This is a genomic window from Gordonia hankookensis (genome assembly GCF_014673215.1).
In the GTDB taxonomy this organism is placed as follows: domain Bacteria; phylum Actinomycetota; class Actinomycetes; order Mycobacteriales; family Mycobacteriaceae; genus Gordonia; species Gordonia hankookensis.
This window is the reverse complement of sequence record NZ_JACWMS010000003.1, coordinates 187,695-209,311: the sequence shown is the minus strand read 5'-3', so window position 1 is coordinate 209,311 and position 21,617 is coordinate 187,695. Positions and strand designations below refer to the sequence as shown.

Annotated in this window: 18 protein-coding genes and 1 riboswitch; of the genes, 6 read left to right on the top strand and 12 right to left on the bottom strand. The window is 65.6% G+C overall.

Annotated elements, in window-relative coordinates; translation table 11 throughout:
• Window positions 1-6 precede the first annotated feature (6 nt).
• Window positions 7-1,155 (bottom strand): homoserine O-acetyltransferase MetX, encoded by a 1,149-nt coding sequence (metX, locus tag IDF66_RS15415; protein WP_190267635.1) that lies wholly within the window; start codon window positions 1,153-1,155, stop codon window positions 7-9.
• Between the two features lie 53 nt (window positions 1,156-1,208).
• A complete protein-coding gene (locus tag IDF66_RS15410) occupies window positions 1,209-2,534 on the bottom strand; it encodes a bifunctional o-acetylhomoserine/o-acetylserine sulfhydrylase (RefSeq protein WP_190267634.1) in 1,326 nt (441 codons plus the stop codon).
• A 62-nt stretch (window positions 2,535-2,596) separates the two neighbouring features.
• Window positions 2,597-2,718: riboswitch (SAM riboswitch) on the bottom strand.
• A gap of 243 nt (window positions 2,719-2,961) precedes the next feature.
• On the opposite strand from IDF66_RS15410, the gene IDF66_RS15405 reads away from it, so the two are divergent.
• The 3 genes from IDF66_RS15405 (at window position 2,962) to IDF66_RS15395 (ending at window position 7,746) form a co-directional block, all read left to right on the top strand.
• Window positions 2,962-4,803, top strand: a complete 1,842-nt coding sequence (locus tag IDF66_RS15405) for a PE-PPE domain-containing protein (protein ID WP_190267633.1) — start codon at window positions 2,962-2,964, stop codon at window positions 4,801-4,803.
• A 351-nt stretch (window positions 4,804-5,154) separates the two neighbouring features.
• Window positions 5,155-6,375: an NADP-dependent isocitrate dehydrogenase gene (locus IDF66_RS15400; protein ID WP_190267632.1), complete on the top strand. Its 1,221-nt coding sequence runs from the start codon at window positions 5,155-5,157 to the stop codon at window positions 6,373-6,375.
• A 111-nt stretch (window positions 6,376-6,486) separates the two neighbouring features.
• Complete coding sequence (locus IDF66_RS15395) at window positions 6,487-7,746, top strand: MFS transporter (RefSeq protein ID WP_190267631.1); 1,260 nt, start codon at window positions 6,487-6,489, stop codon at window positions 7,744-7,746.
• Window positions 7,747-7,843: 97 nt separating this feature from the next.
• Here IDF66_RS15395 and bfr read toward each other — a convergent pair whose 3' ends face one another.
• On the bottom strand, window positions 7,844-8,329 hold the full coding sequence (gene bfr / locus IDF66_RS15390; RefSeq protein WP_164308412.1) for a bacterioferritin: 486 nt from the start codon (window positions 8,327-8,329) through the stop codon (window positions 7,844-7,846).
• A 103-nt stretch (window positions 8,330-8,432) separates the two neighbouring features.
• Window positions 8,433-8,615 (bottom strand): (2Fe-2S)-binding protein, encoded by a 183-nt coding sequence (locus IDF66_RS15385; protein WP_164308563.1) that lies wholly within the window; start codon window positions 8,613-8,615, stop codon window positions 8,433-8,435.
• Window positions 8,616-8,730: 115 nt separating this feature from the next.
• Between IDF66_RS15385 and IDF66_RS15380 the strand changes: the two genes are divergently transcribed.
• The 3 genes from IDF66_RS15380 to IDF66_RS15370 are packed head-to-tail and all read left to right on the top strand — an operon-like array spanning window position 8,731 to window position 11,760.
• On the top strand, window positions 8,731-9,567 hold the full coding sequence (locus tag IDF66_RS15380; protein ID WP_190267630.1) for an exodeoxyribonuclease III: 837 nt from the start codon (window positions 8,731-8,733) through the stop codon (window positions 9,565-9,567).
• Window positions 9,568-9,624: 57 nt separating this feature from the next.
• Window positions 9,625-10,659, top strand: coding sequence for a tryptophan--tRNA ligase (trpS, locus tag IDF66_RS15375; RefSeq protein ID WP_190267629.1), 1,035 nt, complete (start codon window positions 9,625-9,627; stop codon window positions 10,657-10,659).
• A gap of 48 nt (window positions 10,660-10,707) precedes the next feature.
• Entirely contained in the window at window positions 10,708-11,760 is a 1,053-nt protein-coding gene (locus IDF66_RS15370) for a YhjD/YihY/BrkB family envelope integrity protein (RefSeq protein WP_190267628.1), read from the top strand.
• Between the two features lie 22 nt (window positions 11,761-11,782).
• On the opposite strand, the gene IDF66_RS15365 is transcribed toward IDF66_RS15370, so the two are convergent.
• The 8 genes from IDF66_RS15365 to IDF66_RS15330 form a co-directional block, all read right to left on the bottom strand.
• Complete coding sequence (locus tag IDF66_RS15365) at window positions 11,783-13,048, bottom strand: D-alanyl-D-alanine carboxypeptidase family protein (RefSeq protein WP_190267627.1); 1,266 nt, start codon at window positions 13,046-13,048, stop codon at window positions 11,783-11,785.
• Between the two features lie 67 nt (window positions 13,049-13,115).
• A complete protein-coding gene (gene phaZ, locus IDF66_RS15360; protein ID WP_190267626.1) occupies window positions 13,116-14,006 on the bottom strand; it encodes a poly(3-hydroxyalkanoate) depolymerase in 891 nt (296 codons plus the stop codon).
• Between the two features lie 8 nt (window positions 14,007-14,014).
• Window positions 14,015-15,715 (bottom strand): PHA/PHB synthase family protein, encoded by a 1,701-nt coding sequence (locus IDF66_RS15355; protein ID WP_164308417.1) that lies wholly within the window; start codon window positions 15,713-15,715, stop codon window positions 14,015-14,017.
• A complete protein-coding gene (locus tag IDF66_RS15350; protein WP_190267625.1) occupies window positions 15,712-17,214 on the bottom strand; it encodes a long-chain-fatty-acid--CoA ligase in 1,503 nt (500 codons plus the stop codon). The genes IDF66_RS15355 and IDF66_RS15350 overlap by 4 nt, the downstream gene beginning before the upstream one ends.
• A gap of 147 nt (window positions 17,215-17,361) precedes the next feature.
• On the bottom strand, window positions 17,362-18,582 hold the full coding sequence (locus IDF66_RS15345) for a PucR family transcriptional regulator (protein ID WP_190267624.1): 1,221 nt from the start codon (window positions 18,580-18,582) through the stop codon (window positions 17,362-17,364).
• 72 nt (window positions 18,583-18,654) lie between these two features.
• Complete coding sequence (locus tag IDF66_RS15340) at window positions 18,655-19,677, bottom strand: adenosine deaminase (RefSeq protein ID WP_190267623.1); 1,023 nt, start codon at window positions 19,675-19,677, stop codon at window positions 18,655-18,657.
• A gap of 2 nt (window positions 19,678-19,679) precedes the next feature.
• Window positions 19,680-21,065 (bottom strand): aspartate aminotransferase family protein, encoded by a 1,386-nt coding sequence (locus tag IDF66_RS15335; protein WP_190267622.1) that lies wholly within the window; start codon window positions 21,063-21,065, stop codon window positions 19,680-19,682.
• Window positions 21,062-21,526: an Lrp/AsnC family transcriptional regulator gene (locus IDF66_RS15330; RefSeq protein WP_164308422.1), complete on the bottom strand. Its 465-nt coding sequence runs from the start codon at window positions 21,524-21,526 to the stop codon at window positions 21,062-21,064. Before IDF66_RS15330 ends, IDF66_RS15335 begins: the two co-directional genes overlap by 4 nt.
• Window positions 21,527-21,617 lie beyond the last annotated feature (91 nt).

Sequence of the window (21,617 nt, the reverse complement as noted above, 5' to 3'; positions counted from 1 at the left end):
CGGGACTCAGCTGCGGGCGAGTTCGACGGTCTGCTTGAGCAGATCGCTGATCGCGTCGAACTCGGTGAGGAACCCGTCATGACCGTTGTCCGAGTGGACCACCTGTAGGCCGCCCACGCAGTTGCCGAGCAGTTCGGCGAGCTCGACCTGTAAGCGCAAGGGGTAGAGGCGGTCCGAAACGATGCCGCCGACGATGACGGGCACCTGACAACGGCTCAGTGCGGCCTCGATGCCGCCTCGGTCGCGGCCGACGTCGTGGTGGTTGAGGACGTTGCTCAGCACCACGTAGCTGCCGGGATCGAAGCGGCCGATCAGCTTGTCGGCCTGATGCTGCAGATAACTGTCCACCGCGTACCGGCCTCCGGTCAGTGGCTCCTCGTCTCCCTGAGGCTGATCGGCGAACCGCTGGTCGAGCTCCGCCTCTCCGCGGTACGTCAGGTGGGCGATCCGGCGTGCCACGCCCATGCCGGTCGACGGCACGCGCCCGGTGCCGTGGTAATCGCCGCCCTGCCAGTCGGGATCGGCCTTGATCGCCGCGATCTGTGTTGTCTGCGTACCGATCTGGTCAGCGGTCGCCCTCGCCCCGACGGCGAGGACCAGCGCGCTGCGGACCATCTCGGGATACTCGATCGCCCATTCCAGAGCGCGTGCGCCACCCATCGAGCCGCCGATGACGGCACCGATCCCTGCGATGTCGAGGTGCTCGAGGAGCAGTCGCTCCGCGCGGACCTGATCCAGGACGGTGATCTGCGGGAAGCGTGAACCCCACGGCTGCCCATCGGGATCCGGTGACGCGGGTCCGGTGGATCCCCGACAACCGCCGAGTACGTTGGCGGAGATGACGCACCATTCGTCGGTGTCGATCGCGCATCCGGGACCGATGAGTCCGTCCCACCAGCCCGGGGACGGATGCTCCGCGTTCGACGGCCCGGTCACGTGCGAGTCGCCGGTGAGGGCATGCAGAGTGAGGATGACGTTGTCGCGCGTCGGCGACAACGTCCCCCAGCGCTGGAAGGCCAGGGTGACGTTGTCGATCTGCCCGCCGTTGTCGAGCGAGACCGAGCCGATCTGCAGGCTGGACGTCGCCCCGTCGGGCAACTGCTCCCAGTCGGGCCGGTCAGCTGACTCGGTCTTCGGTTCGATGCTCACCGACACGTTTCACTCACTCTGCGCTGCACCTCGGTTCCCCTGTCTCCGTTGATCTCCGGTTATCGTGCCGCCGCCGCGAACCCCTGCTCGAGGTCGGCGATGATGTCGTCGATGCCCTCGATTCCGACCGCCAGGCGTACCAGTCCGGGGGTGACGCCCGCGGCGACCTGTTCCTCGGGTGTCAGCTGGCTGTGCGTGGTCGATGCGGGGTGGATCACCAGCGACCGTACGTCACCGATGTTCGCGACATGACTGTGCAGTCCTAGGGCATCGACAAAGCTCTTGCCGGCGTCGACGCCGCCGGTGATCTCGAACGAGACGATCGCACCTTGTCCCCTGGGGAGCAGCTTCTGTCCGCGTTGGTACCACGCCGACGACGAGAGTCCTGCGTACGCAACCGATTCCACCTGTGCGTGCTGCTCGAGGAACTCGGCGATGCGCTGTGCATTGGACACGTGGCGCTCGACGCGCAGGCTCAGCGTCTCGAGCCCCTGCGCCAGCAGGAATGCGTTGAACGGCGAGATCGCGGCACCGGTGTCGCGGAGCCATTGCACCCGCGCCTTCAATGCGTAGGCAGGTGCACCGAGGTCCGCGAAGACCGCGCCGTGATAGCTCGCGTCCGGAGTGGTGAAACCCGGGTAGAGATCCTTGCCGTCGCGCTGGGCCCGCCAGTCGAATGTGCCACCGTCGACGATCACGCCACCGATCGCGGTGCCGTGGCCGCCGATGTACTTGGTGGCCGAGTGCACGACGATGTCGGCCCCGTGTGCCAGTGGATTGAGCAGGTACGGCGTGGCGACGGTGTTGTCGACGATCAGTGGCAGTTGATTGCGGTGTGCGACCTCGGCGATGCCCTCGATGTCGAGGATCTCGTTGTTGGGGTTGGAGATCGTCTCGCCGAACACGGCTCGCGTGTTGTCCTTGATCGCGGCCTGCCATGAGTCGAGATCCTCGGGATCGTCGACGAAGGAGACCTCGATGCCGAGCTTCGGCAAGGTGTAGTGGAAGAGGTTGTAGGTACCGCCGTACAGACGCGGGCTGGATACGACGTGTCCGCCGTTCTCGACGATGTTGAGGATCGAGTACGTCTCGGCCGCCTGCCCGGAGGCCACCAGCAGGGCGGCGACGCCCCCTTCGAGTGCGGCGATGCGCTGCTCGACCGCGTCCTGCGTCGGGTTCATGATCCGGGTGTAGATGTTGCCCGGTTCGGCCAGACCGAAGAGATTCGCGGCGTGCTGCGTGTCGTTGAAGACGTACGACGTGGTCTGGTACAGCGGTAACGCTCGGGCGTTGGTTGTCGGGTCGGCGGTCTGACCCGCGTGGATCTGTATGGTCTCGAAGCTCCAGGTGTCGACTGGATTGGTGTCTTCGGGGGCGTCGGACATGACTGTGTCATCGCTTTCTACGGTCGGCAGGGTGCAACGACCCTGGTGGGGTCCGACCTTCGGACCCGCGCTTGCCGGGGAACTCGAACTCGTGTTCCTCAACCCGGTCATCACCCGGAGCACCCCACCGCGGATGGAGGGTTGCCGATCAGCAAGCCGGGGCTTTGCGCTGATGCTCATGACCTGGCGTCAAGGATATAACACGGCTCCGGCGACGCGAGAACCCTCCTGATCGCGGTGATCCGATCTGACCACGCCTGTCGTCCAAAGGAATGAACTTTCCGTCTAGCGTTGGCAAAACCCCAGTTAAAAATCATTAGCGTCACTAACGGGGATTCGTTGTTTGCAATCGTGTATCTAGTCTGTGGCCAGCCCTGGGGACGCGTATCAGGTCCGATCCGCGCCAGGTCGGACGAAGGCCGAACGTATGACAACCCGCTTCCCGATGTCGCGTCGGGCCTCCGTTGTGCTCATCGCCGTGTGCTCCAGCCTGGCCGTCGTCGCGGCGTTCTGCATACCGGGGGCCGTGGGCACCGCCGCGGCCGCCGATTGCGGCGGGGGAGCGGTCGTCATCGTCGGGGGGACGAACGATCCCGATGGCGCGGCGATGATCGGCATCAAGCAGCGGTACAGCGGAACGGGACTGGACAACACGCTGGGCACCCGTGACGACACCGAATACGCCGGCGCGCCCTACCAGGTCATCTACGCCGACTATCCGACAACGCTCTGGCCGCTCGGCGCAGCAGGCTACGACGACAGCGTGGCTCAGGGGGAGGTGGCGACGCGTTCCGCCATCGCCACCTACCAACACGCGTGCGGCACTGACAAGCCAGTGGTCGTCGCCGGATATTCACAAGGTGCCCGAGTCGCCGGTGACGTGCTGTCCGACCTCGGAAACGATCGGGACATGACGGGTGTACTCCTCGATGAGGACGGCAACCCGGTCCTGGACGAGAACGGGGTCCCTGTGACCGCCACGATCGACACAACGAACATCACCGGCGAGCTCTACGCCGACCCGCGTCGTGACGGAACCGTCGCGGGTGAGGGCATCGAACTGGCGTTGATCGGTGTGATCCCCGGACTGACGATGACCGGCCCTCGCGACGACGGTTTCGGGACCATTCCGGTGACCACGGTGTGCGCGGCAGGCGACCCGATCTGCGACCTCCCTGATCCGCTCCATGATCCGATCGGGGCGATCGACGGCCTGGTCGGCTACTTCACCAAGCACAACTACTACCCGTACCGCATGTACCTGGATCCGGCTGATTGGCCGACCACCGAATGTGTGGCCGGTTCGACCACCACCTGCATGGTTCCGCAGGATTCTGCGATCGTCGGCGTCATCCGTCAAGGTGCCGAGGCGATCGGGATCGACGGCGCCGAGATCCCCGACTTCCTCGCCGGCCACTGGACCGTCGATCTGCCCGACGGTGCCTCGTTGGCGAACCTGCAGCCTCTGGTCCGCCTGATCCAGGCGCAGCTGCCCCAGCTGCCCGATCTCGGCTACGGCGCCTATCTGCCGGATCTCTTCGTCTTCGAGGCGATCATCGACGGCATCGTCCATGGGGCGCCGGACGAGGTCAAGGCCGGTGTTGCCGCGCTCGCCGCGAGCGCGAAGAGCATCATCCTCGCCCCGGTGAACTATGTGCGATTCCTGGCCGAGCAGATCCCCGGTCCCCAGATGCTCGCCTCCGCCGGCGGCGCGACCGTGCCGGCGGCCGGTGTGATGGATGACCCGCCGGCAGAGAACAGGGTCGCCGTGCTGCGAGCGGTCGCCGCCATCGAGGAACCGCAGGGTGCCGACAGCAGCGCGCCGGTAACTGATTCCGCTCTGCCGGGTCCCTCGTCTTCTGCGGCGTCGCAGGGCAACTCGGCTGCGGCGGACTCCGCGGCCGGTGCTGCTCAGGCGCCGGCGTACACCTACACCCCACCCGCGGTCGCCGATCCGGAGCCGTCGGTCGCGGATTCCGGTTCGGGCGTCGAGAACGGCGCCGGTGTCACCGGGACCGACTCCACCGGCACTGGCAGCCCACGCACGGACGGCACCGACACGGGCGGCACCGACACAGGCGGCACCGGGTCTGCGGGTGCGGGGTCTGCTCCGGCGTCGGAGAGCGCGGCCGACAGCGGCGGCACGACGCCCGGCGACAGCGACACCGGTGACGATCGTGGGACCGGTTCGGCAGTCACTTCGGGGACCGGCGGTGGCACCGCCAAGAGTTCGGCATCCAGCAATTCCGGTGACGACGACGGGGAGTAGCCCGGACGGCTTGAGCCGAAAGTGCCCCCGAAAAGCGCCCTCCTCAATGGTCTCGTCGACCTATTGGCGACGAAGGTCGTGAGGAGGGTGCTTTCCCGGTGCGCTTGTGCAACCCTCTCGAGGCTGCGCCGATAGCCGTTCGGGACGATCGACGGCCCGACCGCCTGTGCGCCCTCCACCACCGACCGGCGGTACGCTCACAACTAGCAGTACGCGCGTTCTGTTAAAGCGCTGATCGCGCGAGCGGATCACCTGCCGTACTACGTTTGGATACCCGCAGCGTGTGGAATGCAGGCAGCCCTGCCACAAGCACAGGGGCTGTCGGTCGTGCCGAGGAGGACGCAAAGCCGTATGGGCAAGATCAAGGTCGAAGGAACGGTCGTAGAACTCGACGGCGACGAGATGACCCGCATCATCTGGCAGTTCATCAAAGAGAAGCTGATACACCCGTACCTCGACATCGACCTCGACTACTACGACCTCGGCATCGAACACCGCGACCGGACCGACGACCAGGTGACCGTCGACGCCGCGCAGGCCATCCAGAAGCACGGAGTGGGCGTCAAGTGCGCCACCATCACGCCCGACGAGGCACGGGTGGAGGAGTTCGGGCTGAAGAAGATGTGGCGGTCGCCCAACGGCACGATCCGTAACATCTTGGGCGGCACGATCTTCCGGTCGCCGATCATCATCTCCAACGTTCCCCGACTGGTTCCCGGCTGGACTAAGCCGGTGGTCATCGGCCGCCACGCCTTCGGCGACCAGTACCGTGCAACGGATTTCAAGGTGCCCACGGGTGGCACCGTCACCATCACGTTCACCCCGGACGACGGTTCCGAGCCGATCGAACACGAGATCGTGAAGATGCCCGACGAGGGCGGCGTGGTGATGGGTATGTACAACGTCAACAAGTCGATCGAGGACTTCGCCCGCGCATCGTTCAACTACGGCTTGCAGCGGAACTATCCGGTCTACCTGTCGACCAAGAACACGATCATGAAGGCCTACGACGGCGCATTCAAGGACATCTTCTCCGACGTGTTCGAGAAGGAGTTCAAAGCGGAGTTCGACGCGGCCGGGCTGCACTATGAGCACCGCCTCATCGACGACATGGTGGCCTCCTGCCTGAAATGGGAGGGCGGCTACGTCTGGGCGTGCAAGAACTACGACGGTGACGTGCAGTCCGACACCGTGGCGCAGGGCTACGGTTCGCTCGGGCTGATGACCTCGGTGCTCCTCACTCCGGATGGCCGCACCTGCGAGGCCGAGGCCGCACACGGCACCGTGACGCGTCACTTCCGCCAGTATCAGCAGGGCAGGCCGACGTCGACCAACCCGATCGCGTCGATCTTCGCCTGGACACGCGGCCTCGACCACCGCGGCAAGCTGGACAACACGCCGGAGGTCCGAGAGTTCGCGCAGAAGCTCGAGGACGTGGTCATCGACACCGTCGAGGGCGGCAAGATGACCAAGGACCTGGCATTGCTCGTCGGGGGCGATCAGTCGTATCTGACCACCGAGGAGTTCCTCGGCGCTCTCGACGAGAACCTGCGGGCCGATCTCCGAGACTGACTGCCGGTCCATCTCCCGCTCGGCCGTCGGTACAGGGCTGTGGGATGAGCGCTGTGAACGAACTCACCCCACGTTTGTGGAATCAGCGCATCGCTCGCCGAGGTTGGAGAAATGGTGTCATCACCTCCCGGTCTCACTCAGGCGTCGTCTGCCCGCCCGCAGCGGTCCATCCGTCGGTGGGCCATCCTCGCCCTTGCGCTGGGCGGGTTCGGGATCGGAACCACCGAGTTCGTGGCGATGGGATTGCTGCCGAATATCGCCGGCACCCTCGGCGTCAGCGAGCCGACTGCCGGTCATGTCATCTCGGCGTATGCGTTGGGGGTGGTTGTCGGCGCCCCGCTCATCGCGGCGCTCACCGCTCGCATGTCCCGTCGCACACTGCTCATCAGCCTGATGGTCGCATTCACCGTCGGCAATCTCGCGACGGTGCTCGCACCCACGTACGGATTGCTGATCGTCGCGAGATTCGTTGCGGGTCTGCCGCACGGCGCGTACTTCGGGGTCGCGGCCCTGGTCGCCGCGCACCTCGCCGGCCCCCGTGATCGGGCGAAGGCGGTCGGCAAGGTGATGCTCGGACTGTCGGTGGCCAACGTCCTCGGTGTCCCGATGGCGACCTGGCTCGGCGAGTCTCTCGGGTGGCGGGTGGCCTTCGCGCTCGTCGTGGTGATAGGCCTGGCGACCATCGTCGCCCTGGTGCGGAACCTCCCCGACCTGGCGGACATGCCGGTGACCAATCCGATCACCGAGCTGGGTGCGCTCGCACGACCACAGGTCTGGTTCACACTGCTCATCGGGGTGGTCGGCTTCGGCGGCATGTTCGCCTTCTACACCTATCTCAATTCCGCGCTGACGAATGTGACCGGCATATCGGTGTCGCTCGTTCCGGTCGCGCTGATGTTGTTCGGCCTCGGTATGGTCGTCGGCAATGTCGCAGGCGGGATACTCGCCGACCGCAGCGTGCCACTCGGGATCCTGATCGGCCTGGTGGCCACCGGTGCCTCACTCGCGTTGTTCGCACTGATGCTGCAGAATGCCTGGGCGGCAATGTTCTTGAGTTTCGCGATCGGGTTGTCGGGGGCGTCCACCATCCCGGCCCTCCAGACCAGACTGATGGATGTCGCCGACGATGCGCAGACACTCGCCGCGGCTCTGAACCACTCGGCCCTCAACATCGCCAACGCGCTCGGTGCCTGGTTGGGCGGAGTGGTGATCGCGGCCGGTCACGGATATCGGGCACCGTCGATGCTCGGCGCTCTTCTCGCGGTGGCCGGACTCCTGGTGTTGGCGCTCGCGCTGGTCACCCAGCGGCGGGCCGCGAGGGTCCGGCCGTGCTCAGAGGTACCGGCAGAGGGCGTCAGCCTGTCCGCGTGACCCGGCGGGCCCGTCGACGCGCTGAAACGCCGACAGCGGTTGCGCCCACATAGGCGCAACCGCTGTCGGGGGCTGCAGAAAATGTCTTGTGCCGACGTCAGCCGACAGTGGGCGGCGTCGCGACCGTCTTCGACAGATAGAGCTGCTCGCCGAGCTTGTCCAGTAGCTCGAGCTGTGTCTCCAGGTAGTCGATGTGGTCCTCTTCGTCCTTGAGGATGTCCTCGAGGATCTTTGCGCTGGTGATGTCGCCCTTGCCGCGGCACATCGAGATGCCGGGCCGTAGCCGCTCGACCACCTCGATCTCCACCGCCATGTCGGATTCGAACTGCTCGCGCAGCGTCTGTCCGATGCGCAGCGGCAAGATCTTCTGGTAATTGGGCAGAGCCTCGAGGAACAGGATGCGATCGGTCAGGGTCTCCGCGTGATGCATCTCCTCGATGGACTCCGCGCGTGACTTGCCCGCGATCTCGGTGAGCCCCCAATTCGCCTGCATCTTGGAATGCAGGAAGTACTGGTTGATCGCCGTCAGCTCGCTCGTGAGCTGTTCGTTGAGTAGTGCGATCACCTCGTCGTCGCCGCGCATGACCGTGTCTCCGTTCGCCGTGGTATAGGGAACGTAGCACGCATAAACTCCCCGCGTCGGGCTTCCCGCGCGAGGTTGTCTGAATCGAGTCAGATGGCGTTCGTCATGCAGCTGTCGTGGCGGTGGAGGTCCTTTCGCTGACGATCTCGTGAAGTCGTTCGAGGCAGGTGCCGCAGCCTTCGCCCGCACCGCAACGTTCGCCGATCGCGTCGACCGACATCGCGCCGGACGAGCAGTGCTCATGGACCTCGTCTTCGGTCACCGCGCGGCAGATGCAAACGAACATTGTCTTCACCTCTTCGGGTCAGTTAGGTAAGGGTTGCATAAAGACGACGTACAAAGCAAGGGTTGGCTTACCTCTGGTACGGGCGCACCACAACCGGGCGGTACCCTCGGACGCTGTGTCCATCACGATCAGCACCGTCAATGTCAACGGCGTCCGGGCCGCGGTGAAGCACCGTTCCGAGGCGAATCGAGGGCTTCTCGCATGGCTGGCCGACGCGGCCGTCGATGTGGTCCTCCTGCAGGAGGTCCGTGCCGATGAGGACCAGGCACGCGAGGCCCTCGCGCCTGCACTCGACGACGGCTGGCACCTGGCGATGAGCGCCTCGGTGGTCAAGGGGCATGCCGGCGTCGGCGTCCTCAGTCGACTGCCGATCGGGCAGGCCCGAATCGGGTTCGGCAGCAACGAGTTCGACCGGACCGGCCGGTATCTCGAAGTGGATGTCGATGGTGCTGCCGAACCGTTGACGGTGGCGAGCCTGTACCTCCCCAAAGGGGCGGCCGCGACCTCCGAGCCGAAAGACGTCGCGAAGTTCGACGAGAAGGTGCGGTTTCTCGACGAGTTCGGTCAGTATCTCCGGAAACTCGCTCGTCGACGTAGACAGGTCGTCGTCGGTGGTGATTGGAACATCGCGCATGCCGAGGCCGACATCAAGAACTGGAAGGGCAATCGAAAGAGTCCGGGATTCCTGCCGCATGAGCGGGCCTGGGTGGGTGAATTGCTCGACGAGGGATGGTCGGACGTGGCGCGCGACCTCGCTCCGGACGAGGAGGGGCCGTACACCTGGTGGTCATGGCGGGGTAAGGCCTTCGACAACGATTCGGGGTGGCGGATCGATTACCAGCTCGCCAACCGATCGTTGGCACGGCGGGCCGTGAAGGCGACTGTCGACCGTGCCGCGGCCTACGACCTCCGGTGGTCGGATCATGCGCCGATGACCGTCGTCTACGACTGAGCGTTCGTGTCGACCTCTCCCGGAAAACGGGTCGCGGGCATCTGCGAAACTGGAGGCATGAGCAGCGACGTCACTCAATCCGGCGCGTCACGGCCGCGCGTGCTGTCGGGTATCCAGCCGACCAGCGATTCCTTCCACCTCGGAAACTATCTGGGGGCGGTTCGCCAGTGGGTGGCGTTGCAGGACGAGTTCGACGCTTTCTACTTCATTCCCGACATGCACGCGATCACCGTGTCCTACGAGCCCGCGGAACTCCGCGACCGTACGCGCCGCAGTGTTGCCCAATTGCTCGCGGTGGGCGTGGACCCGGAGCGATCGACGATCTACGTGCAGTCCCACGTGCCGGAGATCGCCCAACTCACCTGGGTGCTGTCCTGTATCACCGGCTTCGGCGAGGCGAGCCGGATGACCCAGTTCAAGGACAAGTCGGCCAAGCAGGGCACCGACGCGGCAGGCGTCGGGTTGTTCACCTACCCGATCCTGATGGCCGCCGACATCCTCGCCTTCGAGGTGGATCGCGTGCCGGTCGGGGAGGACCAGCGTCAGCATCTCGAACTCGCACGCGATCTCGCGAAGCGTTTCAACTCACGGTTCGGCAAGGTTCTCAAGGTGCCCGAGGCGTATATCGTCTCCGAGTTCGCCAAGATCTACGATCTGCAGAACCCGACTGCCAAGATGAGCAAGTCCGCCGAGTCCGACCGCGGCCTCATCAACCTGCTCGACGATCCCAAGAAGTCGGCCAAGAAGATCCGCTCTGCGGTCACCGATACCGGAACCGACATCCGCTTCGACCCGGCGGAGAAGCCGGGCGTCAGCAATCTGCTCACCATCCAGTCTGCGCTCGCCGGCACCCCGATGGACGTCCTGGTCGACAAGTATCAGGGAAAGGGCTACGGCGACTTGAAGGTTGACACGGCAGACGTGCTCACCGAGTTCGTCACGCCGCTGCGCGGGCGGGTCGCCGAATACATGGACGATCCGAGTCATCTCGACGACATCCTCGCCCGCGGTGCGGCGCGCGCGCGATCGGTTGCTTCGACCACGCTGGCCTCGGTCTATGACAAAGTGGGATTTCTGGCACCGGAAGGGTGATCAGCCGTTATCCGACTGACCCCGTGATCCGATGAGGAGGCGGTACAGGTGAGTTCGATGGTGGATTCCGGAAAGTCGGCGGTCGAGCGCGGCAAGAGCGCCTTCTCCGGGGCGCGCGAGCGCTGGACATGGCTCGAACACCTCATCCAGATGGTGCAGAGGTACAACGATCGTCGCGGCAACCTCTACGCCGCGAGCATCAGTTTCAACGGGATCCTCGCGCTGGTTCCCATTGTCATGGTGGTGTTCGCGATCGCCGGTTTCGTCCTGGCGAATCAGCCAGAGCTCTTGAAAGAACTCCAGGATGCGGTCGTCAAGAACATGCCCGAGGGGCTGGGCGATCAGGTCAGCGACCTCATCGACTCGGCGATCGCGTCTCGCGCCGCCGTCGGCATCGTGGGTCTGATCGGCGCCGCGTTCACCGGCATCGGCTGGATCTCCGGAGTTCGGCTCGGCATGACCGAGATGTGGGGCGGCCGGGTCAACCGCAACGCGGTCATGTCGAAGGTCTGGGACCTGATCACCTTCATCGTGCTCGGCCTCGCCTTCGCAGGCACCATGGCGCTCACCGCCATCGGCAACTCCGGCCTCACGACCGAGGTGCTGTCGTGGGTGGGTCTCGAGGACGCCTCGTGGGCTCCCGCTGTCGTCCGGACCGTGTCCATCATCGTCTCGGTCATGGCGACCTGGCTGCTGTTCACCTTCGTGATGTCGCGGCTCCCATTGGTGCAGTTGCCGTTCCGGAACACCCTGAAGGCCGGGCTGCTCACCGCGATCGCTTTCGAGATCGTCAAGACCGTGGGCGGCATCTACCTCCAGTCGGTGCTGAGCGGTCCGGCAGGCGTGGCATTCGGCCCCATCATCGGCCTCCTCGTGTTCGCCTACCTCGCATCGCGCATCGTGCTCTATGCCGCGGCCTGGTGTGCGACCGATCCGATCAATGCGGAGTTCCAGGTCACCGAGGAGGACGCGCCGCTGCCGCCGGTGGTCGTCTCGCCGAACTATCAGGTCAATCCGGTCGCCAGGCCGGCCACCCTGGTGGCGGTCGCCGGTATGGCTGCTGCCATCAGCGGATTCGTGGGGTGGTTGCTGCGGCGCTAGTCCGCACGATCTGGCGACTCCGTCACCGCCGGGCGAACAGCCGAAGAGCGACCAGCAGGAGACCGATCGCGACGAGTGCGGCGCAGAGGCCGACGAGGATTCGGATCGACCAGCGGTCCGGATGGTCCGTACCCGTCGCCGACATGGCGCGGGTGGGGTCTGGTGCTGCCGCCGCAGTGGTGGTGGTGGGGGCGGGCCGGCCGGTGGAGGGTGCCACCAGCAGTCCGACCTCGGCGTTCGGCGGCGCGCGAAAACCGTAGTCGTACATGGACTCGGCCTGATCCCAGTACGAGTCCGACTCGATGGTCAGTCCGTACATCTGCACGATCACGATCCGGCGGCCGTCGCGTTCGGTCGCCCCCACGAACGTCTTACGGGCGTCATCCGTGTATCCCGTCTTACCGCCCAACATGCCGGGATAGCCGTCGAGCAGCAGGTGATTCGAGGTCTGCATGAGGTAGCCCGGGTGGTCCTTGTCGCCGGAGACATCCGGACGCTTGGGGTAGCCGGGGAAACGGTAGTCGCGCAATCCGATCAACTCTCGGAAAAGGCTGTTGCGCATCGCCTCCCGATAGATCAGTGCGAGGTCGTAGGGTGAGGTGGACATCCCGGCGGCGTCCAACCCGGACGGAGTCGAGGCGTGCGTGTCGAGTGCCTGGAGCGAATGTGCCTTGTCGTTCATGGCCGTGAGGGTGGCGTCGACACCGCCGAGGCGGCGTGTCAGCGCGGCGGCACAGTCGTTGCCGGACACCACGATCAGACCGCTCAGCAGGTCGCGGATGGTGTAATGACCGCCCGGTCCCATGCCGCAGGAATCGCCCTCGGCACCCCAATCCTCCGGCGTGGCGGCGACCACCTCATCGAGATCCATTGTGCCGTGGTCGATCGCGTCGAGGACCACCAGCGCGAGCAGGACCTTGACGGTGGAGGCCGGGCGGTATCGGCCGTGCGGGTCCTTCGCCGCGATGATCTTCCCGGTGTCCAGGTCGGCGATCAGCCATCCCGCGGAGGTCAGTCGGCCCGGCACCGGTCCGGTGTCCGGCTCGGCGACCACCCCGCATCCGGCCAGACGGGTACCACCGACGGGCGGATCGGGTACCGGAAGTGGGCTGGGCGCCGACGAGCCGGGTGCGACGATCTCGGAGGTGTCGACCGCAGGTGGTGTCGTGACCTTGTGCGGACAGTGATCGGTGATCGGGGTGGTCACCGGGACAGGAACTGCATATGCCGCCCCCGACGGGCACACCAGCGTGATCATCACGAGGATGAACAAGACCAGGAGCCTCATCGCACGGACACTATCAGCGATGGTGCCCGGTCTCCGCGTGGACGCGATCGCCGACGCGACGACCGGATCATCCCCCCGGGGTGAGTTGACAGGCGACGCCGCGGCGCCTGGTGTGACGAGCGATGCCGGGCACGCCGAGGAAATCATCGATGACGGGGGCGAAAGTCTCCGCGGCCACCACCAGGTCGATGTGACCGCCGTCGTGCCTGTGGAATCGTGACCGCGGGAGCAGCCGATCCATGATCTGCGCGTTGATGATCGGCACGATGGGGTCGTCGTCGCCCGCGATGAGCAGCGTGCGCTGCCGGATGGCCGGCAGGGCGAACAAGGATGTCCACACCGAGCCGGCAAGCAACTGATGCAGGTAGCCGGTCCGGGAGCCGGCATGTAGCTGCCGGACGAACAGATCGACAACGTCTTGTCCGCGCTCGCGCACCGCGCCGCCATAGAGTTCGGCGGCGATCGTGCCGCCATAGGAGGGATCACGGAATCGGCGTGGAGTGATCATCTTGTTCAGCACTCGCGGATGACCGGGCACCATGATGGCACCGGTGCCCGTCGCCACCAGAATCAGCCGCCGGCATCGTCGAGGATTCTGGAAGGCGAACTGCTGGGCCAGTGCTCCGCCCCACGAGAGCCCCAGCACGTCGACGACACCGATCTCCAGCCGATCCAGCATCCGGCCGACCACCCAGGCCAGGTACGGAAAGCCGTACGGCAGAGGCGAAGCCGGCGATTCTCCGGTGCCGGGCACGTCGAAGGTCACCACCGGGCGGTTCGGATCGAGGTGCTCGACCAGCGGGTCGAGCACCTCGAGGCTCGCGCCGATGCCGTTGCACATCACCAGTGGCACTCCGAAGCCACGGTGATATCGCACTCGTATCCGCTGTCCGCCCACCGCGACGAACACGTCGGTGTCGTCGGCGGGATCTGCTGCGGACAAGGCCGGTGTTGTCATGTGGCGTCTCACTTCTCGTGCACGTAGGTGCCGGGTGCCGGGGCGAGGGCCTCATGGCCGGGGCCGCCGAGCACGGCAGGCGAATCGATCTCCGGGCCCGAGCGTTCGGCGAGCCACCGGAGGTGGTCGGGCCACCATGAGTCGGCGTGCTTCTCCGACGAGTCCAGCCACGCATCGGGGGCGACGTCGGCGTCCACCTGCGCGCTGCGGAAGGACGCCTTCTTGTTGCCGGGCGGGTTGACGAGCGAGGCGATGTGCCCGCTCGTCGACAGCACGAACGTGTTGTCCTTGCTGCCGAGGAGCGCGGCGCTGCGATATGTCGCCTGCCACGGGCAGATGTGGTCGGCGATGCCGCCGACGACATATGCGTCGCAGGTGATGGCGCCCAGATCGACCGGCGTGCCCAACATGGTCGCCTGTCCCGCGGTGACGAGGTCGTTGTTCAGCCCCATCATCACCATGTCGCGGTGCAGCGCCGCGGTCATCCGGGTGGTGTCCGCGTTCCAGAAGAGGACGTCGAAAGCGGCCGGCGAGCGACCCTGGATGTAGTTGTTGACCCAGTAGCGCCACACCAGATCGGTGGGTCGCAGCCAGGCGAACATCTCGGCCATCGCGTTGCCGTCGAGGTAGCCCTTGTCGGCCGACGTCCGGATCGCAGCCTTGGCGGCGCGTTCGCTGGCCAGCGCAGAGGCGAAGCCGGCCTGGCTCTGGTCGAGTACGGTGACTCCCAACGTGAGACTGGCGACCTTGTCGCCGTGCCCGGTGGCGGTGAGATGTGCCAGCGTCATCGCGGCCAGGATTCCGCCTGAGCAGGTGGCGAACACGTTCGCGGATTCGGCGCGGGTGATCGATCGAACGGCGTCGATGGCCTCCACGAGGGCTTTTCCGTAGGCGTCGATTCCCCACTCTCGGTGTCGTGCTTTGGGATTACGCCACGAGATGGTGAAGACCTGCTGTCCGCCACGCACGTAGTGTTCGATCAGACTGCGGTCGGGCGCGATGTCCATCACGTAGTACTTGTTGATCACGGGCGGCACCATCAGCAGCGGCGTCTGGTGCACCGTGGCGGTCTGTGGTGCGTAGTGGATGAGTTCGAACATCTTGGTGCGCAGCACAACTGCGCCCTTGGTCGTGGCGACCGTCTCGCCGACGTGGAACGCGTCCGGATCGACCATGGCAGGCACCCGCGGTTTGGATGCCATGTCGCGGATGAAGGCCTTGGCGCCGCGGACCGCTGACAGGCCGCCGGTGTCGATGAGTGCCTTCCAGCCGACCGGGCTCACCAGAGGATTGTTGGTGGGGGACGAACCCTCGATGATGTTGTCCAGCGCGAACCGAACCTTCTCGGCGTCACGCCAGTCCAGGTCGGCTGCCGAGTACAGGCGTTCGGCTGCCTCTGAGGCCGCCAGATAGGCCTGCTCGATGCGGCGTAGGAGCGCATTACCCGACCAGGCCGGGTCCGCGAACCGCTTGTCGTGGCGGGCCGGGGTCCGATCGGAGCGGCCGAGGGTGATCGCACCGAGTTCGCGGGCCAGACCGAGGCCGGTCTCGGCGACCGTGATCGGCTGCCGGGCGAGCGACCCGCCGAACCGTGCCCAGGCGGCGTTGGGAGTCATCCGGTTCGTGAACGACTTGGTCGAGTTGACCAGGAGCAGATCCAGGGGAGCCGCGATGTCATTTGCGGCGGAATGATTCTGAGCGATGGTCATGATGTTGCCTCCTCGGGGACGGTGATGTCGCGCTTCTGGATCTTCCCGGTCGCCCCGGTGGGCAGGGCATCGAGGAACCAGATCTTGCGCGGGTACTTGTAGGCGGCGACGCGGGCCTTGATGTAGTCGCGCAGGTCGTCCTCCGATATCGACTGCCCCGGTTTGAGGGTCACGGCTGCGCCGATCTCGTCACCGAGGGAGTCGTGTGGGATACCGATGACGGCTGCTGCGGCGACGGCGGGATGTTCGTAGATGACTTCTTCGATCTCGCGGGGATAGACGTTGAAGCCCCCGCGGATGATCATGTCCTTGGTGCGGTCGATGACGGTGTAGTAGCCGTCGTCGTCGAGGGTGCCCACATCTCCGGTCGAGAACCACCCCTCCGCGTCGATGGCCGCGGTGGTGGCATCGGGAAGATTCCAGTAGCCCTTCATCACGTTGTGCCCGCGCACCTGGATCTCACCAGGGTCACCGACGGCGACCGGGTTGCCGTCGGTGTCGACGATGCGCATTTGGACGCCCTCGATGGGGGTACCGATGGATCCGGCCTTCCGGATGCGGTCGGGGTGATTGAAGCACGCGACCGGCGAGGTTTCCGAGAGGCCGTAGCCCTCGAGGATCATCGCGTCGAAGGCCTTCTCGAAATCCGTGATCACCTGGGCGGGCAGAGCGGCACCGCCCGATGCGCACGTCCGCAGTGAACTGGTGTCGTGCGTGGGGAGTCGTGCGGCGATCAGAGCCGAGTACATGGTCGGCACACCCTGGAAGATCGTCACCTCGTCGCGGGCGATGATCTCGAGCGCCTCGGCCGGGTCGAAGCGCGGCATCAAGGTGAGTGTGGCGCAGGCGACCACCGAGGCGTTGAGGCCGCACGTGAGACCGAAGACATGAAACAGCGGTAGGCAACCCATCACCACGTCGTCGGAGCTCGCCTCGAACAGCGTGCGGACGCAGACCTCGGCATTACGCCCCAGCCCGCGATGAGTGAGTTCGGCGCCCTTGGGCTTACCCGTGGTGCCGGAGGTGTGCAGGATGACCGCGGTGTCCTCGTCGTCGCGCGGTGTCGCCTCCGGTTGCGGTTCGACATCGGCCAGCATCGAATCGAGCGAGGCGTCGTCGACCAGGATGCACGATGTTGCGGCCTTCTCGGCTCCGAGCTGCGCCTCCTCGGCGAAGGTGGGTGCCGCGAACAGCACGGTCGCTCCGGTGTTGGCGAGATAGAACTCGATCTCACGTGCCTTGAGCAGCGGGTTCATCGGTACGGCGATCGCTCCGCGCCGCACGATGCCATAGAAGATGACCGCGAACGCCGGTGTGTTGGGCAGCATCAGGCCGACCCGGTCGCCGGACTCGACCCCGAGTTCGGCGAGCAGCGTGGCCATTCTTGCTGCGGCATCATCGAATTCGTTGTAGCTCAGCGTGCGGTCGCCGCAGATCAATGCGGTCGCATCCGGGTGTGCTTTCGCTGCGGCGGTGAGATTCTCGCTGAGGTTGGTCATGAACGGCTCCACGGTGAGGTCGGTGTGTCTACCGTTCAATCGTGCGTTCGATCACCCCGATGCACCATGGTGTGCGGATCAACGTGGGGTGCTCGTGGGTGTGCACATGCACACCCACGAGCCGCGACTGTCGCCGATGGCGCCGGATCAGGAGAGAGGTTGGCGCCCGGCGACCGGGAAATGCTCGTCCACCTCAAATGCCAGGCACAGCTCCGCGACGTCACGGGGCGCTGTGGTCGAACGCCCGGTCAGCTCTTCGATACGTCTGAGCCGATGGCGCACCGTGTTCCGATGAACGAACAGTCGTTCCGCGGTGTCGGTGACGTTGCCGCCGACGGCAGACCACATCCGAAAGGTCTCGAAGAGGGGATCGCGATCCTCGGCGGCGAGTTGGTAGAGCCGACCGAGAACCACCGCGGCGAGGTCGGCGGTCACCTCAGGGGCGGTGACTGCCGCCACCCCCAACACCGAGTCGTCGAACACGCTGACACCCTCGCCTTTCCCGGACATCGCCACCCGGGCGTACCGCAGCGCCCTCGATGTGTCGGCGAGTTCTGCGAAAGGTGCGCTGACACCGACCCGTCCGACAGCGGTTCGGGTGAGCAAACCGATCACCTGATCGCGTGCCGACAACGACGGCGCATAGACGATCCCGATCTGCTGGTCGGGCAGGAGTCGCCACGCCGACGAGAGATCGATGCCGCGCAGCTTGTTCTCGATGCCGGCGAGAGGTGCCCTGCCGACAGTCGCCGCGGCCGCCGCGACGGCGAGGAACGGGCCCCGATGGGGCAATCGGAGGATGTCGGCGATCTCCCAGAGACTCTGCTCCGACGAGACCCTCCCCTCGAGCAGGTGCTGGGTGAGTGCGGCGCGTTCGCTCGCATCGTCAAGGATCTTGGCCGTTGTCCGCTCCCGATGTGCCGCGGCCATCGCCATGATGAACGCGTCCTGTGCCTGCCACATTCGCGCGGTCGCGTCGAGCAGCGTCGACCGGCTCAATTCGGTGCGTTCCTGGGCGATCGATTTGAACTCGGCCCACACCATCTGGAATCCGATCCGGTAGGCATGCATCAGGGCGGGCAGAGGGACACCGACGGCGGCCCGTGATCGACCGGTCTCCTGCGCCTGCGAGGTGTCGAATCGCTCGTCTCCGGTGAGTCCGTACACGACCAGTTCGAAGTTGGCGCGGACCGTCGTGGTGATGTCGTCGAGCGACACGGCATCGGTCGACGCGTAGTAGTCCACGTCGTGGCGTATGGCCAGCGCCACAGCTGCGGAGAGCCCCTCGAGCCGATCGCGCAACATCGTCGCGATCAGGCGGAGCTCCTCGTCCGGGTCCGCTGCCGGATCTTTCCGAACGGTCGTCATCACGCTCATTGTGCGACGTATGACCAGCAGGCTGCAGCCGTTCCCCCGGATCGACGGGTGATGCGCGTGCGATCAGTCCGCAGGCCGGCCACCGGACGGCGGCGACAGCCACTCGTCGATCCGAGCGTGGATCTCCTGCTGTCGCGACGTGTCGAGAAAACTGGCATCGACCGAGTTGTGCGCCAGCCTTGCCACGGTCTGATCGTCGAGGTCGAACGCATCGACGATGGCGGCGTAATTCTGGTCCACGTAGCCACCGAAGTACGCGGGGTCGTCGGAGTTGATGGTCACGTGCAGGCCGGCCTCGATGAGCTCGGGCAGCGGATGCGATGCGATGTCGGCAACGGCATTCAGGTGCACGTTCGACAGCGGGCAGATCGTCAGTGGAGTTCGTTCGTCCGCGAGGCGGGACATGAGCCGCGGATCGTCGACGCTGCGGATGCCGTGGTCGACGCGTTCGACGGCGAGGTCGTCGAGCGCCTGCAGGATCGAATCGGGTCCTCCTTCTTCGCCTGCGTGGGCAACCAGTCGCAGGCCCGCGCGCGACGCGCGGTCGAAGACCTCGGTGAACCGGGATGCGGGATTGCCGACCTCCGCGGAGTCGAGTCCGACGCCGATGATCGGCGCGTCCACGGCGAGCAACTCATCGAGGGTCGACAGAGCCTCCGCGACAGGGCGATCCCGTAGGAAACACGCGATGAGCCCGGTCGTGATGCCGAGTTCGGCATGAGCTCGCTCGAAGCCGTCCATCAGTCCATCGACGACCTCGGTGAGCGTGACGCCACGAACCGTGTGCGCCTGCGGGTCGAAGAACACCTCGGCGTGCACGACCCCGGCGGCGTGGGCGCGGGTGGCGTAGGCGTGCGCCAGCCGTGCGAAATCCCGGCGGCCGCGGAGCACGACGAGGTTTTCGTAGTAGATCTCGAGGAAGGACTGCAGGTCGTCGAACGCGTACCGGGCCCGCAGTTCTTCCGCGTCGCGGTAGGGCAGGTCGATGCCGTTCTCGCGGGCCAGTTCGAAGACGAGCTCTGGCTCGAGGGTTCCCTCGATATGCAGGTGCAGTTCGACCTTGGGGAGTGCGGCGATTCGGGTCATGGTCACAGCAATGTATATGCCTCGCTCAGCACCGAACGAAGGATTTGCTCGATCTCGTCGAACTCGGTCTGCGTCGCGATCAGCGGCGGTGCGAGCTGTACCACCGGGTCGCCGCGGTCGTCGGCCCGACAGTAGAGACCGGCGTCGAACAGCGCAGACGACAGGAAGCCTCGCAGGATCCGTTCGGATTCGGCGGGTGTGAACGTCTCCTTGGTCGACTTGTCCTTCACCAGCTCGATCCCGTAGAAGAATCCCTCACCCCGGACATCGCCGACGATCGGCAGATCGTTGAGGCGCTCCAGTGTGGCGCGGAACGCCGGGGCGTTCTGCTTGACGTGCGCGTTGAGTCCCTCGCGTTCGAAGATGTCGAGATTGGCCAACGCCACGGCGGCCGAGACCGGGTGTCCGCCAAAGGTATAGCCGTGCGGGAAGCTCGTCGTGCCGTCGCGGAACGGCTCGAAGATCCGGTCACTGGCGATCATCGCGCCGATCGGGGAGTAACCCGAGGTCATGCCTTTTGCGCAGGTGATGATGTCCGGTACGTAGCCGAAATCGTCGCACGCGAACATCGATCCGATCCGGCCGAACGCGCAGATGACCTCGTCGGAGACGAACAGGACGTCGTACTCGTCGCAGATCTCCCGGACACGTTCGAAGTACCCGGGCGGCGGCGGAAAGCATCCGCCCGCGTTCTGGACAGGTTCGAGGAAGACCGCCGCCACGGTCTCGGGCCCCTCGAACTCGATGGCCTCGGCGATGCGGTCGGCCGCCCAGCGGCCGAACTTCTTGGGATCGGCGGCGAGTTCCTCGTTCGGGGCGCGGTAGATGTTGGTGTTGGGAACGCGGAAGCCACCCGGGGTGAGGGGCTCGAACATCTGCTTCAGCGCCGGCACGCCGGTGATGGCGAGCGCACCCTGCGGGGTCCCGTGGTAGGCGACCGCACGCGAGATCACCTTGTGCTTCATGGGTTTTCCGGTGAGCTTGAAGTACTGCTTGGCCAGCTTCCAGGCGCTCTCCACCGCCTCGCCGCCACCGGTTGTGAAGAAGACCCGGTTGAGATCCCCTGGGGCGTTGGCGGCCAGGCGCTCCGCGAGTTCGATGGCGGGGGGCGTCGCATACGACCAGATGGGGAAGAACGCGAGTTCCTTGGCCTGCTTGGCCGCGGCTTCGGCGAGTTCGACGCGGCCGTGTCCGGCCTGCACGACGAACAGGCCTGCGAGGCCGTCGAGGTAGCTGCGTCCTCGGTCGTCGTAGATCCGCATGCCCTCGCCGCGGGTGATGACCGGCGGTGTGATGCCGTCGCCGTGGCGGGCGAAATGCCCCCAGAGATGAGCGGCGCTGCGTTCGCCGAGCGAGAGATCGGCGGCGGGATCGTGGGCAATGCTCATCGGGTACCCCAATTGTATTGTTGCTTGACCAATTTCAGATAGACGAGAGTCTCCGTGCCGGTGACCTCGGGATGCGTTCGAACCTGCTGGTTCAGGATGCGGAGGAGATGGTCGTCGTCCTCGCAGACCACCTCGATGAGGATGTCGAAGGATCCGGCGGTCAGGACGACGTAGTCGATCTCGGGACAGCGGCCGAGCTGTTCGGCGAGCGCCTGGGTGTCGCCGGTGCATCGGATGCCGATCAAGGCCTGCCGCGAGAAGCCCAGCTTGAGGGGGTCGGTGACGGCGACGATCTGGAGCAGCCCGCTCTCGTTGAGTTTCTGAACCCGATTGCGGACGGCCGCCTCGGAGAGGCCCACCGTCTTGCCGATCGAGGCGTACGAGGCGCGACCATCGGCCTGCAGTTCCTCGATGATCTTCTTGGCGATCGCGTCCAGGGGTGACGAAACGGATTCGGGCACACGACGATCGTGGCGGATTCCGCAGTTCTATGCAACCCGAAGCGATGATTTCCATATCGATATGGCGATCTGGGTCGTGAATTCGAACTTT

Bases quoted from the DNA above. Each gene is read 5' to 3' on its own strand.
- IDF66_RS15385 (WP_164308563.1), bottom strand. From the start codon at position 8,615: ATGTTCGTTTGCATCTGCCGCGCGGTGACCGAAGACGAGGTCCATGAG.
- IDF66_RS15355 (WP_164308417.1), bottom strand. From the start codon at position 15,715: ATGACCATCGCTCAGAATCATTCCGCCGCAAATGACATCGCGGCTCCC.
- trpS (WP_190267629.1), top strand. From the start codon at position 9,625: ATGAGCAGCGACGTCACTCAATCCGGCGCGTCACGGCCGCGCGTGCTG.
- IDF66_RS15340 (WP_190267623.1), bottom strand. From the start codon at position 19,677: ATGACCCGAATCGCCGCACTCCCCAAGGTCGAACTGCACCTGCATATC.
- IDF66_RS15405 (WP_190267633.1), top strand. From the start codon at position 2,962: ATGACAACCCGCTTCCCGATGTCGCGTCGGGCCTCCGTTGTGCTCATC.
- phaZ (WP_190267626.1), bottom strand. From the start codon at position 14,006: ATGACAACACCGGCCTTGTCCGCAGCAGATCCCGCCGACGACACCGAC.
- IDF66_RS15335 (WP_190267622.1), bottom strand. From the start codon at position 21,065: ATGAGCATTGCCCACGATCCCGCCGCCGATCTCTCGCTCGGCGAACGC.
- IDF66_RS15400 (WP_190267632.1), top strand. From the start codon at position 5,155: ATGGGCAAGATCAAGGTCGAAGGAACGGTCGTAGAACTCGACGGCGAC.
- IDF66_RS15350 (WP_190267625.1), bottom strand. From the start codon at position 17,214: ATGACCAACCTCAGCGAGAATCTCACCGCCGCAGCGAAAGCACACCCG.
- IDF66_RS15410 (WP_190267634.1), bottom strand. From the start codon at position 2,534: ATGTCCGACGCCCCCGAAGACACCAATCCAGTCGACACCTGGAGCTTC.
- IDF66_RS15365 (WP_190267627.1), bottom strand. From the start codon at position 13,048: ATGAGGCTCCTGGTCTTGTTCATCCTCGTGATGATCACGCTGGTGTGC.
- IDF66_RS15345 (WP_190267624.1), bottom strand. From the start codon at position 18,582: ATGACGACCGTTCGGAAAGATCCGGCAGCGGACCCGGACGAGGAGCTC.
- bfr (WP_164308412.1), bottom strand. From the start codon at position 8,329: ATGCGCGGCGACGACGAGGTGATCGCACTACTCAACGAACAGCTCACG.
- IDF66_RS15395 (WP_190267631.1), top strand. From the start codon at position 6,487: ATGGTGTCATCACCTCCCGGTCTCACTCAGGCGTCGTCTGCCCGCCCG.